The sequence below is a fragment of the Rhodococcus sp. NPDC057529 genome, assembly GCF_042802055.1.
Classification (GTDB): Bacteria; Actinomycetota; Actinomycetes; order Mycobacteriales; family Mycobacteriaceae; genus Rhodococcus_F.
The window spans coordinates 285000-298319 of sequence record NZ_JBHVEY010000005.1; the positions used below are offsets into that span (position 1 = coordinate 285000).

At 70.8% G+C, this 13320-nt stretch carries 14 protein-coding genes; 5 read left to right on the top strand and 9 right to left on the bottom strand.

The window, feature by feature from the left end; translation table 11 throughout:
- Positions 1 to 78: 78 nt before the first annotated feature.
- Entirely contained in the window at positions 79 to 348 is a 270-nt protein-coding gene (locus ACFU5V_RS12325; protein ID WP_378434754.1) for a DUF4235 domain-containing protein, read from the top strand.
- 38 nt (positions 349 to 386) lie between these two features.
- Positions 387 to 1034, top strand: a complete 648-nt coding sequence (phoU, locus tag ACFU5V_RS12330; RefSeq protein ID WP_378434752.1) for a phosphate signaling complex protein PhoU — start codon at positions 387 to 389, stop codon at positions 1032 to 1034.
- 13 nt (positions 1035 to 1047) lie between these two features.
- Here phoU and ACFU5V_RS12335 read toward each other — a convergent pair whose 3' ends face one another.
- The 4 genes from ACFU5V_RS12335 to ACFU5V_RS12350 are packed head-to-tail and all read right to left on the bottom strand — an operon-like array spanning position 1048 to position 4062.
- Complete coding sequence (locus tag ACFU5V_RS12335) at positions 1048 to 1665, bottom strand: class I SAM-dependent DNA methyltransferase (protein ID WP_378699631.1); 618 nt, start codon at positions 1663 to 1665, stop codon at positions 1048 to 1050.
- Complete coding sequence (locus ACFU5V_RS12340) at positions 1659 to 2432, bottom strand: PIG-L deacetylase family protein (protein WP_378699426.1); 774 nt, start codon at positions 2430 to 2432, stop codon at positions 1659 to 1661. Before ACFU5V_RS12340 ends, ACFU5V_RS12335 begins: the two co-directional genes overlap by 7 nt.
- A 2-nt stretch (positions 2433 to 2434) precedes the next feature.
- The gene (locus tag ACFU5V_RS12345; RefSeq protein WP_378699428.1) at positions 2435 to 3400 is read right to left on the bottom strand and encodes an acyl-CoA dehydrogenase family protein; all 966 of its coding nucleotides are present in this window, start codon (positions 3398 to 3400) and stop codon (positions 2435 to 2437) included.
- Positions 3397 to 4062 (bottom strand): glycosyltransferase, encoded by a 666-nt coding sequence (locus ACFU5V_RS12350; RefSeq protein ID WP_378699430.1) that lies wholly within the window; start codon positions 4060 to 4062, stop codon positions 3397 to 3399. The genes ACFU5V_RS12345 and ACFU5V_RS12350 overlap by 4 nt, the downstream gene beginning before the upstream one ends.
- A 114-nt stretch (positions 4063 to 4176) precedes the next feature.
- Between ACFU5V_RS12350 and ACFU5V_RS12355 the strand changes: the two genes are divergently transcribed.
- The 3 genes from ACFU5V_RS12355 to ACFU5V_RS12365 are packed head-to-tail and all read left to right on the top strand — an operon-like array spanning position 4177 to position 7786.
- Entirely contained in the window at positions 4177 to 4704 is a 528-nt protein-coding gene (locus ACFU5V_RS12355; RefSeq protein WP_378699432.1) for a 2Fe-2S iron-sulfur cluster-binding protein, read from the top strand.
- Positions 4701 to 5693, top strand: a complete 993-nt coding sequence (locus ACFU5V_RS12360) for an FAD binding domain-containing protein (protein WP_378699434.1) — start codon at positions 4701 to 4703, stop codon at positions 5691 to 5693. The genes ACFU5V_RS12355 and ACFU5V_RS12360 overlap by 4 nt, the downstream gene beginning before the upstream one ends.
- Entirely contained in the window at positions 5690 to 7786 is a 2097-nt protein-coding gene (locus ACFU5V_RS12365; RefSeq protein WP_378699436.1) for a xanthine dehydrogenase family protein molybdopterin-binding subunit, read from the top strand. The genes ACFU5V_RS12360 and ACFU5V_RS12365 overlap by 4 nt, the downstream gene beginning before the upstream one ends.
- Before the next feature lie 10 nt (positions 7787 to 7796).
- Here ACFU5V_RS12365 and ACFU5V_RS12370 read toward each other — a convergent pair whose 3' ends face one another.
- From ACFU5V_RS12370 to ACFU5V_RS12390, 5 genes are all read right to left on the bottom strand, one after another.
- Positions 7797 to 8123, bottom strand: a complete 327-nt coding sequence (locus ACFU5V_RS12370) for a hypothetical protein (RefSeq protein WP_378699438.1) — start codon at positions 8121 to 8123, stop codon at positions 7797 to 7799.
- Positions 8120 to 8509, bottom strand: a complete 390-nt coding sequence (locus ACFU5V_RS12375; protein WP_378434733.1) for a Zn-ribbon domain-containing OB-fold protein — start codon at positions 8507 to 8509, stop codon at positions 8120 to 8122. Before ACFU5V_RS12375 ends, ACFU5V_RS12370 begins: the two co-directional genes overlap by 4 nt.
- Before the next feature lie 277 nt (positions 8510 to 8786).
- The gene (locus tag ACFU5V_RS12380) at positions 8787 to 11144 is read right to left on the bottom strand and encodes an ATP-binding protein (protein ID WP_378699440.1); all 2358 of its coding nucleotides are present in this window, start codon (positions 11142 to 11144) and stop codon (positions 8787 to 8789) included.
- 97 nt (positions 11145 to 11241) lie between these two features.
- A complete protein-coding gene (locus ACFU5V_RS12385) occupies positions 11242 to 11928 on the bottom strand; it encodes an SDR family NAD(P)-dependent oxidoreductase (protein ID WP_378440880.1) in 687 nt (228 codons plus the stop codon).
- A gap of 117 nt (positions 11929 to 12045) precedes the next feature.
- Positions 12046 to 13266: a lipase family protein gene (locus tag ACFU5V_RS12390; RefSeq protein WP_378699443.1), complete on the bottom strand. Its 1221-nt coding sequence runs from the start codon at positions 13264 to 13266 to the stop codon at positions 12046 to 12048.
- Between the last annotated feature and the right edge of the window lie 54 nt (positions 13267 to 13320).

Consider the following 13320-nt stretch of genomic DNA (forward strand, 5'->3'; position numbering starts at 1 on the left):
GGCGGTGTGAGGACGCGCGAATCCGGGTACTCGACCGGCGGAGGACGATCGACGGGATCGAATGCGAAGGGCGGGTACATGAGCGCGGCATCGAAGGCGATGTACACACCGTTGGCGCTGGCGGCGAGTGTCGCCGGTGGAATCGCGGCGAGCGCCGTGTTCGGTCAGGTGTGGAAGCGCGTCGCAGGCGAATCCGAGGCTCCCGACCCGAAGGATCTGTCCCGCAGCACCCGCGAGGTGCTGATCGCGGCCGCCGTGCAGGGCACCGTTTTCGGCCTGGTCAAGGCGGCAGTCGACCGGGTGGGTGCCCAGGGGTACCGGAAGCTGGCGCACGCCGACCCCCGGTAGAGCGAGGCACCTGTCCCGGAAACCCCTAGGCTGAGCCGATGCGTACTCGTTTCGCGGAGAATCTCGACAGTCTGTCGGGCGATCTCGCCGCGATGTGCCGGCTGTCCGTCACCGCGATGTCGGAGGCGAGCGACGCGCTGCTGCAGGCAGACCTCGAGCTCGCCGAGCATGTCATCGGCGTGAGCGGCGAGCTCGACGATGCGGCGGCGCACTGGGAGAAACGTGCGTTCGCGCTCCTCGCGTTGCAGGCGCCGGTGGCTCACGATCTCCGATTCATGGTCGGTGGCCTCCACATCTCCGCGGATCTGCACAGGATGGGTGGTCTCGCGGTGCACATCGCGAAGATCGCCCGCCGGCGGCATCCCGACCACGTGGTCCCCGACGAGGTGCGGGACGTGTTCACCGAGATGGGCACCGTCGCCGTCGCGCAGGCGAGGGAGACCGAGCAGGTGCTGCAGCACCGCGACCCCGAGCGCGCCCGCGGATTGCTGACGGCGGACGAGGCGATGGACGACCTCCACCGCAGCCTGTTCACGATCACCCAGGCGGAGGACTGGCCGCACGGTGTCCAGTCGGCCGTCGACATCACCCTGCTCGGCCGCTTCTACGAGCGGTTCTGCGACCACACGGTAGAAATCGGCAGGCGTGTCATCTTCCTGGAGACCGGCAGCCTGCCCGAACAGTGAGAGAGCCGACCGGTCAGCTCAGCCCTTCCGCCGCGGCGACCGAGGGCGTTGCACCCCGCGTGTAGACGTCGAGACGGAAGTCCGCGTCGCGGTACGACCCGGCACTGTGGAGGCCGTCGAGCGCCGCGACCGCGTCGTGCACCGCGCGGCCGGTCTGCGGATACTCGGGCACCGGATGCTGCCAGTGCACGGCCACGAGGGTGCCGCCCTCCTCCAGCGAGTCGACGGCCAGCCCCAGGACGGTGCCCAGGTCTGCGGGCGGCAGGTAGTACAGCACCTCGCTGAGCACCACGAGGTCGAAGGTACCGTCCGGCCACGGGTCGAGCAGCGATGCCCGGCCCAGGTCCACGCGGTCGGCCAGTCCCGCACGGCGTATGCGGTCGCGTGCGCTCGCCAGGGCACGGGGCACCACGTCCGTGGCGACGACCCGGTCGCAGCGTCTCGCCAACTGCGCCGTCAGTACCCCGATCGAGCATCCCGGTTCGTACGCCCGCCGATAGTGCCGACGGGGCAGGGCGGCGAGCGTGAGCGCGTACTTGCGGTGTTCGTACCACCGTTCGTCGAATCCCCACGGGTCCGCCGATTCCGCGTACATCGACTCGAAGTAGCCGGGATCCATCGCGCTCACCACAGCACCCGTTCCGTCGTCCGCATCAGTCGCGCCAGTACCCACGGCGGGAGGATCGCGGCGTCCCGGGGGTCCTCGGACAGCGGGAGGATCTGGGTGCGGAATTCGTCGACGGCCCGGCGTTTGCGCGCCAGGATGTCGTCGGCGGGCGCGAATTCTCGCATCCGGTTCCACGGCACCGACGGGTCGGCGGGCCGCGCCCAGTGCCACATCCAGACCGGATACTCCATCACTCGATGGCCGGTGACCGAACATGCCGCCGCGGCGGCCCGTCCGGTGGCGTCGTGATCGGGGTGGCCGTCGGCTCGCCAGGTGGCGAGAACCCAGACTCTCTCGAAGGGCTGGCAGGTCGCGGTGAGCACGTCGACGAGGCGTGCCGCGAGGTCCTGCTCGTGTCCGCTCACATCGCCGTCCGGCAATCCGAGACGGAGCGGTTCATCGACGCCCAACAGCGCTGTCGCCCGGGTGGATTCGGCGATCCGCGCGGCCGCCAGCGTGTCGGGTGTCAGGGTCGGCGAGCCGGGATGCGACGCTCCGCCGTCGGTGACCGCCACTACGTGGACGGGAACACCGGCGGTCGCCGCGGTAGCCATCAGCGCTCCCACGCCGAGCACCTCGTCGTCGGGATGCGGTGCGACGACGACCATGCGGTCGCATTCCGTGAGCGGTATCGGCGTCCACCGGACGGAGGTCAGCCACGGCTGCCACACGTCCTCCGGGGTGCCCCGGCCGGCCACGGGTGTCTCCCGGAATCGGGTGGCGTTGTCCACGGTCAGTCCTCCCCTGCGACGAGTTCGCCGAGTGTCGCGAGATCGCGTTCGGCGTGGGATTGCCGGATGTAGACCAGCAGGTCCGCGACATTGCGGGCGTGGTCCGCGTCGCTCGCGAGCGGCGCGGCGCCCAGTGCGCGGCCGACGCGGTCGATCACCTCGCCGGCGGTGCGCTCGACGAGGCCCCGCACCCGGAACGCCCGCACCTGCGCGGAGCCCCGATCGAGGGGACCCGCGTCCACCTCCGTGGCCGCGGACGCGAGTGCCCATCGCATGGCGCTGACGGCGACGTCGATCGCGCCGAGGTGCGCGAGTTGGTGACTGTCCGCCCGGCCGCCGCGTGCGCGGGCCCGCAGCGGTTCCGCGACGGCGAGCGCGCCACCGAACCAGCAGGCCGCCACCCCGATGCCGCCGTGCCAGAACCCCGCCCGGTCGAGGTACCGGTCCGCGGCGCCGACAGCTCTCGCGGGAACGCCGTCGAACGTCACCGCCTCGGTGTCGGTCGCCGCCATCCCCGGATTGCGCCAGCCCCCGCGTCCCGGAGTGACCCCGGGCTCCCGCAGATCGACGGCGAACAGCCGGGGGTGCCCGTCGACGCGCGCCGTGACCAGGGCGTGCGTGCACATCGACGCTCCGGAACACCACGGCTTCGTCCCTCGCAGTCGCCACCCGCCGGCGTCGTGGGCGGCGTCCAGGACCGGGTGTGGTGGCTCGCTGGCCCAGACTCCCCACCACTCGTTCCGGCCGGCCCGGGTGCCGTCGATCTCGGCGAGGATCGCATCCGCGTCGGCGTGTGCCTCGAGCAGCCGGCCGGTCGAGAGGTCGCGGCGGCACCATTCCGTGAGTTGCGCCCACCGGGCGGCGGTGAACCCGTCGCCGGGCAACGGCAGTTCCGCGTCGCCCGAGCGGATGATCGCGCGCACGGCGGCGTGGGTGCGGCTGCTGCCCTCGGTCACGTCGGTGCTCATCGGTCCTGCAGTCCCTCCAGGTAGGTGGCGAAGCCCTGCGGCACGCGGGCGTCGGCCCGCGCCGACGTCTCCACCGGCGCGTCGATACTCCACACCACGTGAGCTCCGTCTTCGACCATCCGCTGCACCAGATCCACGTCCTCGTGCGCGGGCAGGTCGGCGAACCCGCCCACCGCCCGGTACAGCTCCGCGGAGAATCCGAGGGACGCGCCGTGCACGTGCCCGTGGGCGGTCCCGGAGCGGTAGACACTGCCGTACCGCGACCGGACGTGGTCGGGCCACCCCGACCAGTCGGTGACCGTCACCGTTCCCGCCACCAATTGCGCGCCGCGACTCGCGTGCCGCAGGTGGGAGAACAGCCAGTGTGCGGGGACGAGCGAGTCCGCGTCCGTGGTGGCGAACCACTCGTGCGGGCGCACGGCGACCGAGTCGAAACCCGCACGCCGGGCGGCGCCGACGTTCCGCGCGCCCAGCTTCACGACGTCGACGTCCGCCGCGCGGGCGACGGCCTCGCTGCCGTCGGTGCACCCGTCGAGTACCACGACGATCGTCACCGGCACCGACACTTCCCGCGCGGCGGTTCGCACCCCGTCGAGGCATCGCGGCAGCAGCGCCTCCTCGTCGTGGGCGGGCACGACCACCGTGATGTGTTCGACGCGCATGACGTCCCTTCCCGATCATCCACTGTGTCCGGGTTCAGCAAGTACCCAGTCCTTCGTCGGCGGAACCACCGCGGGCACCGATTCGGGACCGCGCACCGCGGGTAACCTCCCGCCATGAATGCCCCGGACAGTCCCCGCTACCGTAAGATCGTGCTCACCGTGGACGGCGAAGAACGGACCCTCGACGTGGACACCCGCACCACTCTGCTCGACGCGCTCCGCGACCACCTCGGGGTCATCGCGCCGAAGAAAGGCTGCGACCACGGCCAGTGCGGTTCCTGCACCGTCCTCCTCGACGGCCGGCGCGCCACGTCCTGCCTGACGTTCGCCGTCGCCCACGACGGTGCCCGCGTCGTCACCGCGCACGGACTGGCCGACGGCGACGTGCTGCATTCCGTTCAGCAGGCGTTCGTCGAGCAGGACGGGCTGCAGTGCGGCTACTGCACGCCCGGTCAGATCTGTTCGGCGATCGGCATGTTCGACGAGTTCCTGGCCCTGCAGCCGAGTGCCGTCACCGAGAATCTGACCGCTCCGCCCGAACTCACCGACGACGAGATCCGGGAACGGATGAGCGGCAACCTCTGCCGGTGCGGCGCCTATCCGAACATCCTCGCGGCGATCCGGCAGGCGGCGGAGGCGTGATTCCCTTCGACTACGAGCGTGCCACCGACGTCGACAGCGCCGTCGCCACGGTCACGGCCGATCCGCGGGCGGCGTTCCTCGCCGGTGGCACCAACCTCGTCGATCACATGAAACTCGGGGTGGTGGCGCCGCATCTCCTCGTCGATGTGAGCCGTCTCCCCCTCGACGGTGTCGACGCACTTCCCGGCGGCGGGGTCCGGATCGGGGCGGCCGTCCGCAACAGCGACCTCGCCGCGCACGACGTGGTGCGGGCCCGGTACCCGATGCTGTCACGCGCGCTCCTGTCCGGTGCGTCGGGACAGCTGCGCAACCTCGCGACGACCGCGGGAAACCTGCTGCAGCGGACCCGCTGCGTGTACTTCCAGGACGTCACGACGCCGTGCAACAAACGCGAGCCCGGCACCGGGTGTTCCGCGCTCGGTGGTTACGCCCGCTATCACGCCATTCTCGGTGCGTCGGAGCACTGCGTCGCGGTGCATCCGTCCGACATGGCCGTCGCGATGACGGCCCTCGACGCGGTCGTGGTGGTGCGCGACACCGGCGGGGAACAGCGGATCCCGCTGCGCGAGTTCCACCGGCTTCCCGGGGACCGGCCCGACCGCGACACCGTCCTGCGGCACGGCGACCTCGTGACGGCCGTGGAGTTGCCCGCGCCGCCCGCCGGGAACCGGTCCGCGTACCGGAAGGTGCGGGACCGGGCGTCGTTCGCGTTCGCGGTGGTGTCGGTGGCCGCCGAGCTGACGATCGACGACGCGTCGATCACGTCGGCGCGGATCGCGCTCGGTGGTGTCGCGCACCGGCCGTGGCGCGCCACACGCGCCGAGGAGGTCCTGCTCGGGTCGCCGCCCACGGAGGACGCGTTCACCGCGGCGGCCGAGTCGGAACTCGCCGCCGCACAGCCGCTTCCGGGGAACGAGTTCAAGGTCGTGCTGACCCGCCGGGTACTCGTGTCGGTACTCCGGTCACTCGTTGAGGAGGCGCGCCGATGACACTCGTCGAGCCGAAGGTGATCGGAACTCCCGCCGAGCGCCTCGACGCCCACGACAAGGTGACCGGGACGGCGGCGTATGCGTTCGAGCACCCCGTGGACGACCCGGCGTACCTGTACCCGATCCTGTCGACGATCGGCCGCGGCCGGGTCACCGCGATGCACACGGCGGACGCGGAAGCCCTGGGCGGGGTGCTCGCGGTCCTGACGGTGTTCGACGCGCCCCGTCTCGCGGACACCTCGGACGGGGAACTCACGATCCTGCAGGACCCCGAGGTCCACTTCCGCGGCCAGTTCGTCGGCGCGGTGGTCGCGGAATCACCGGAAGTTGCCCGGCACGGCGCCGGCCTCGTCCGCGTCGACTACGACGAGGCAGCCCACGACACCGACTTCCGTTCCGACCGGGACGATCTGTACGCGCCCGACGACGTCAACGCCGGGTTCCCGACCGACACCGACGACGGCGACGTGGACGCCGCGCTCGCCGCCTCGGCGGTCACGGTCGATCGGGTGTACTCGTCCGCGATGGAGCACAACAATCCGATGGAACCACACGCCACCATTGCCCGGTGGACGCCGGGCGGCAGCGGACCGGTTCTGACGCTGCACGATTCGACGCAGGGCGTCCATTCCGTGCGGCAGACCCTGGCGCCGCTGTTCGGACTCGAAGTCGAGCAGGTGCGAGTGATCGCCCCGTATGTCGGCGGCGGGTTCGGGTCCAAGGGACTGCCGCACGCGCACAACGTGCTCGCGGTGCTCGCCGCGCAGCGGTCGGCCGGACGGCCGGTGAAATTCGCGCTGACCCGGCAGCAGATGTTCGCCCTCTCCGCGTATCGCACCGCGACGGTGCAGCACATCCGGCTCGGCGCGGACGCCGACGGCCGCCTGACCGCGCTCTCCCACGAGGCGATCGAACAGTCCGCGAAGATCAAGGAGTTCGCCGAACAGTCGGCGGTCCCGTCACGGATGATGTACTCCGCACCGAACCGGCACACCACCCACCGGCTCGCGGCCCTCGACGTGCCCGCCCCCTCCTGGATGCGTGCCCCCGGCGAGACGCCGGGGATGTTCGCGGCCGAGGTGGCGATGGACGAGCTGGCCGCGGCCTGCGGACTCGACCCGATCGAACTGCGGATCCGCAACGAACCCGACGTCGACCCGAGCACGGGCCGCCCGTGGTCGGGGCGACGCCTCACCGACTGTCTGCGGGAGGGCGCCCGACGGTTCGGGTGGGCGGAGCGCGACGCGACGGCGCGGTCACGGTCGGACACGGAATGGCAGGTGGGATTGGGCGTCGCGTCCGCGACATACCCCGCGAACACCATGCCGGGATCGGTGGCCCGGATCGTGTACCAGTCCGACGGCACCTACTCCGTGCAGATCGGCTCGGTCGACATCGGCACCGGTGCGTGGACGGCGCTCACCCAGATCGCCGCCGACGCACTGGGGTGCCCCCTGGATTCGGTCGTCCTGCAGATCGGTGACACGAACCTTCCGCCGGCGACCGTCGCCGGGGGCTCCACGGGAACGACGTCCTGGGGCAGCGCGATCGTCGCGGCGGCCCGCGCGTTCCGGGACGAGCACGGCAGCACCCCGGTTCCGGGGGCAGAGGCGAGTGCGGGAACCCTCGACAATCCGGACGCCGGGAAGTTCGCGCTCCATTCGTTCGGCGCCCATTTCGCGGAGGCGCACGTCCGCCGCGACTCCTGCGAGATCCGAGTCGAACGCATGCTCGGCGTGTTCGCGATCGGCCGGGTCGTGAACACCCGGACGGTGCGGTCGCAGCTCATCGGCGGCATGACGATGGGGGTGTCGATGGCGTTGCACGAGAGCAGCGTGAACGACCCCCGATTCGGTCACGTCGTGACGCAGGACCTGGCCTCCTATCACGTCAGCACGCACGCCGACATCAGGTATCTGGACGCGGTGTGCCTCGACGACGTCGACGCGCACGCCGGCCCGGTGGGGTCGAAGGGTGCAGGCGAGATCGGCATCGTCGGGGCCGCGGCCGCGGTGGCGAACGCGGTGCATCACGCCACCGGGGTCCGGGTGCGGAAGGTGCCGATCCACCTGGACGATCTGCTGCCGGAATGACCGGCCGGGCCTACTGCACGACCCACGCCTGCGCGAGGGAGGTCCGCAGCTGACCCTTCATCGCTCGGATCTTCTGGATGTCGGTGGCCTTCGGCGCGAGTCCGTCGAGGACGAGTTCCATGAAACGCCGGCGGTTGACGCCGAAGGTTTCCAGCAGTTCCGCGGCGCTCGCACCGCCGAACGGCGCCCACTGGATCGCGAAGCTGATCATCCAGCGCGCATCCGAGCTCACCGAGTGCATCTGCGCGAGCAACTCGCACCGGCGCAGCGCCACGCGCAGCCATTCGGTGCCGAACGCTTCGTCCGGTTCGCCGTCGGTCTCGGCCACGGCGGTCATCGCGGATCACCGGAGCGGACGGCGAACACCGGCAGTTGTTCCGCCGTCGACGCGGGACGGAACTCGACCCGGACCGGGCAGTCGGAGGGTGCCGGGACGTCGCCGTCGATCCAGGTGTACACCCACGGACCCTCGTCGAGTTCGACGATCGCGATGGTGCAGGGGCCGCGGCCACGGTCGACGCCGCTCAGATCGCGGTCGACCACCTTCGAGGACACGATCGACCCGACACCGCACGACGGGACCCGTTCGAGGTTCGACCCCTGACACGCGGAGCACGTGGCCATCAACGGGGCGAGCAGGGTCGTGCAGTTGAGGCACCGCTGGATCATCAGTTCGCACTTCTGTGCGATTCCCTGCCAGCGGGTCATACCGTCCGTGGTCACGCCGCCACCCCCACGAGATCCCGCCCCACCGCGTCGCATGCCACGTGCTGTCCCCCGGTCCACACACGACACCGGTCGACGGTGCGCACCCGGCGGAGAAGCGGGGGCAGTGGAAGTTGGGGGTCGGGCTTTCGGTGCATTCGGGGATCAGTGGACATCGGGGGCCTCGGTCTGGAGCCGGAGTGGGGGACGTGTACGAGCATCCCGTCCGCAGCGCGGAAGTACAGCGGCTGAACGACCCGGAGGCATACCTATTTCGCCCCGCGCGGGTGCCCGGTCAGGGGTGCGGGTCCTGCGCGTGTTCGACGATCCACGCCGCGATCTGGGTGCGCGAGGTGAAACCCAATTTGGCGAGAATGTGTTCGACATGCCCCTGCGCCGTGCGCTGCGAGATCACCAGCCGTGCCGCGATCGCCTTGTTGGTCAGCCCGTCCGCGACCAGTTCGGCCACCTGCCACTCGCGTCGGGTCAGGTGCGTCGTCTCGTTCGGCGACGCCGCGGCGTCAGGGCGCCGCTCGTCGAGTGCGAGCGCGACCGCGTCGTCGAAGGATGTGTGCATGCCGTGGTCGAATGCGGCGTCGAACGCACGGTCCCCGATCACGGCGCGCGCCTGCTGCTCACATTCCGCGTGGTGGACGAGCAGGTTCGGGTACACGGTGCTCGGGTTGCCGACGGCCTGTGCGACGGCCTCCGCCGCACCCATCAGCTCGGCGGCATTCTGGGCCCTGCCTGAGCCCACGGCCACCCAGGCCAGCACCTCGAGCGCCCCGCACGCGCTGATCCGGTCGTCCACCAGGTGCGACAGCCGCAGGCCCTGTTTGACGTAGTCGTCGGCGAGGGCGAGGTGCCCGCGCTGCCACGCCGCCATGCCCGCCGCCCACAGCGACCAGCCGCGATACACGGATTCGCCGTGGGCCCCGGTGAGCGCGAAGATCTCGGATCCGCACATCTTCGCCACCGCCCCGTCGCCCTGCATGCCGCTGACCAGTGCCACCCCGAGCAGTCCCCACGTCAGTTGGAGCAGGCTCCCCCGGTCGCGGAACACGGGAAGGGCCTCCTCGAAGCATGCCCGCGCACGCGGCAGGTCGCCGGCGAACATGGCGCAGCACCCGGCGGCGTGAACCACCAGTGCGCCGAGCAGCGTGTCACCGTTCCGCTCGGCGAGGACGGCCCCCTCGTCGACCAGCGCCTTCGCGGCCTCCCGGTCGCCGTGCATGCCCGCGAGGACACTGTCGACGTACAGCGCCTCGATCCGTTCCCTGCTTGCGCCGCCCGGGTGCCGCCCCAGCAGCTGCCCGAGCCATCGGCGGCCCTCGCGGAGCAGTCCCCGGGCGCGCCAGTACGGATACAGTGCGGCGGCGATCCGCAGCCCCGGTTCCGCTTCCCCGGGCTCGGTCAGACAGAAATGCAGAGCGGCCCGCACGTTCAGCTTCTCCGCGTCGAGCCTGCCGATCCACATCACCTGCCGGGGTCCGATCCATTCGGCCTCGCACCGCACCACCAACTGCTCGTACCAGTCGCGGTGCCGCCGCCGCAGCGACACGAGTTCGCCGGTCTCCTGCAGTTTCTCCCGGCCGTAGTCGCGCACCGTCTCGAGCAGGTGATACCGCACCGAGGGCCCGACCTCTTCCCGGATCAGGATCGACTTGTCGATCAACGACGCCACCACGTCGAGGACGTTCTCGACGGGCAGGTCGCCGGCGCAGATCCCCTCCACCGCGTCCAGTTCGAAGCCGCCCGCGAACACCGACAGTCGCGCCCACAGTTCGCGTTCCTCGTCGGTGCACAGTTCGTGACTCCAGTCGACGCACAGGCGCAGCGTCTGCTGGCGGCTCGGCGCGCCCCGCGACCCCACCGTCAGCAACCGGTAGCGGTCGGTCAGCCGCTGCAGGATCTGCTCCGCCGACATCACCCGCAGCCGCACGGCCGCCAGCTCGATCGCCAGCGGCAGCCCGTCCAGCTGGCGGCAGATGCGGGCCACCGCCACGTGGTTGTCCTCGGTGAGTTCGAACTCCGGCACCGCCGTCGCTGCCCGTTCGACGAACAACGTCACCGCCTCGTACTGCGGCAGGCCCTGGAGGGAGGTGCGTTCGGGTTCCGGCACCGTCAGCGGCGGAACCCGGAGCACCGCCTCCCCGCCGATCGCGAGCGGTTCGCGGGTCGTTGCGAGGATCCGCAACTCCGGGCAGCTCCGCAGCAACGACTCCGACAGCGCGGCGGCCGCGGCGACCACGTGCTCGCAGTTGTCGAGCACCAGCAGCAATTGCCGGTCGGCGAGGTACTCGGTCAGGAGCACTTCCGGGTTCCCGGCGCGCTGCTCCCGCAGTCGCAGCGCCGACGAGACGGCGTCGACGAGGGTGGTGTCGTCGTCGAGTTCCCCCAACTCGACCAGCCACACCCCGTCCTCGAAGGCACGGCTCGCATCGGCGGCCACCCGCAACGCCAGCCGCGTCTTCCCGACACCCCCGATCCCGGCGAGTGTCACGAGACGGGACACGGACAGCAGTCGTCGCGCCTCGGTCACCTCACGGCGACGGCCGACGAAACTCGTCAGTTCGTGGGGCAGGTTTCCCACTGTGCCCTTCACTGCCGCCGGCATCACACCGTCACTCTCGACTCGCAGCCCCCTGCGCACACGGTACTCCCGGCGCGAGGGGGCAACGACGCTTTCGACGGCGCGTCCGTGTTTTCGGCTGCGCGTCCGCGGGTTTCGAAGGGACCCGCGGACGAAATCACCGCGTCCAGCGGGTGGGCGCCCAGCGGCCGGTGTAGGACCGGATGCGGCCTGCCCGGCGGGGCGGACGCAACGCACCGGCCTCGGTCAGGCTGTGCGGGATCATCGCGATCCTCGTGCCGTCGACCACGTACGCGGCACCGGTCACGAACATTCCGGCCGGCGCACACAGATACGACGCCACGCCGGCGACTTCCCGATCGTCGGGGCCGGGCGCCGCGAAGTCCGGTTCGACCGCGGGCACCACCACCGAATTGACGGTGATCGAGTACCGCGCCAGTTCGGCGGCGAGCAGACCCGTCAGCCCGCCGAGACCGGACGCGGAGGTGGTGACGTTGACGATCCGTCCGCCCCCGCCACCGGCGATCATGTACCGCACGGCGCGCTGGATGCACTCGACGGCGGTGCTGCCGGGGCAGCTGACGAGGACGCCGATTCCGCCCAGGTCCCGGGCGAACTCGTCGACGGCGGCAGCGGAGCCGGGCAGGTCGGCCAGGTCCATACGCTGCACGGCCGCGCGCACCGATCTGGATTCGACGTCGGCGGCCGTGGCTTCGGCGCTCTCCCGGTCCGCGGCATAGGCGAGGCCCACGTCGAAACCGTCTCCCGCGAGTGCCAGGGCGACGGCGCGGCCCATCGGCGAATCAGATCCCGTCACGACTGCGGTGCGTGTGCTGGGGTGCATGGCTTCGGGATACCCCCTGGTAGATCTGCTCAAACGCTCAACATTTCGGACTGCGCACGGGCAGAACACAATCCGGCGACGAGCCTGGGGGCCCGCCGCCGATCGGCACCTACCGGGTCAGCAGTTGGACGGCGCCGGGTCGCCGCGGAAGCGAGCGTCCAGGTAGTCCAGGGCGGTCGGCAGACCCAGAACGGCCGTGGTCAGGTGATCGGGACTCGGGAACAGGTCCGACTGCACCGTGGCGCCCGCGGCGCAGTACCGGGCGATGGTCGCCTCGATCGAATCGACCGGGATGAGCACATCGGTCGGGCTGTGCCATTCGAAGATCGGTGCGGTCGGAACTCCCGGGTACAGCTCGACGCTGTTCTCGTTCAGCACCTCCCAGGCCTGCGGACTGCTCATCAGGTCGGTGGTCTTGGCGACCTCCGTGGCGCTGCGGCCTGCGCCGGCCGCGAGAATGCCGTTGGTGCAGGCGTTGACCATCTCGTCGCGCATCGCCAGTCCGCGGTCGTTGAGCTGCTCGCTGATCGGCAGCTTGTCCGGGTACTCCCGCTCCAGTCCGAGCGCCGCCGCCATCGCGAGACCGAACGCCGGATGCGGTTGCATGCCGAGACCGTTGGCCATCTTGCCGATGTTCATAGGCACCCCGCCCTCGGCGACGCCGACGATGTTCAGTTCCGGGGCGTAGGTCGGTGCGAGTGCCGCGGCCCACGCCGAGGCCATGCCGCCGCCGGAGTACCCGGCCAGCGCGACCGGGCTCTCCGCGACCGCCAGTTCCGGCACCCGCTGCACCGCGCGGATGCCGTCGAGCGTGATGGTTCCGCCGAGCCGGGCGGCGCCGTAGGCGCTGTTCGGGCCGAGGTGGTCGGGCAGAGCGACGGTCCAGCCGCGCTGCAGCGCGAGGTTCAGTGCCGGCGCCTCCTTGATCTGGAGGTCCGGGTCGTTCGAGTACAGCGTCCGCGACGGCGCGCACCGCGGCCCGAGCGCGTTGATGATGTGCTGATACGACAGCAACGGCCCGTTCACCTGCCGGTTGCGGGGTACCAGAACGGTGGTGACCGACGAGATCGGGTGGTCCTCCGAGTTGGTGGTGCGGTACTTCACCTGCCAGACGTCGGTGTCGGGGAACGCCAGCAGCGGCGGCATGGGGCGGACCGCGAGCGGCTCGCCGACCGCGGCCTCCGCCAGACCCTGCGGCTGCCCGTAGAAGGGATCGGGGTCGGAGGCGGGATAGATCGGCAGGGCGGAGGCGACCCCGGCGTTCGCGACCGCGGTGCAGGCGACGAATGCGGCACACAGAGCGCTCGCGGTGAGGCTCGTGATACGTGAGCGCTTCATGTCGCCTCCTGTTGTGGGTAGAGATCGATTGTCACCGAGTTCGCAGGAGATATC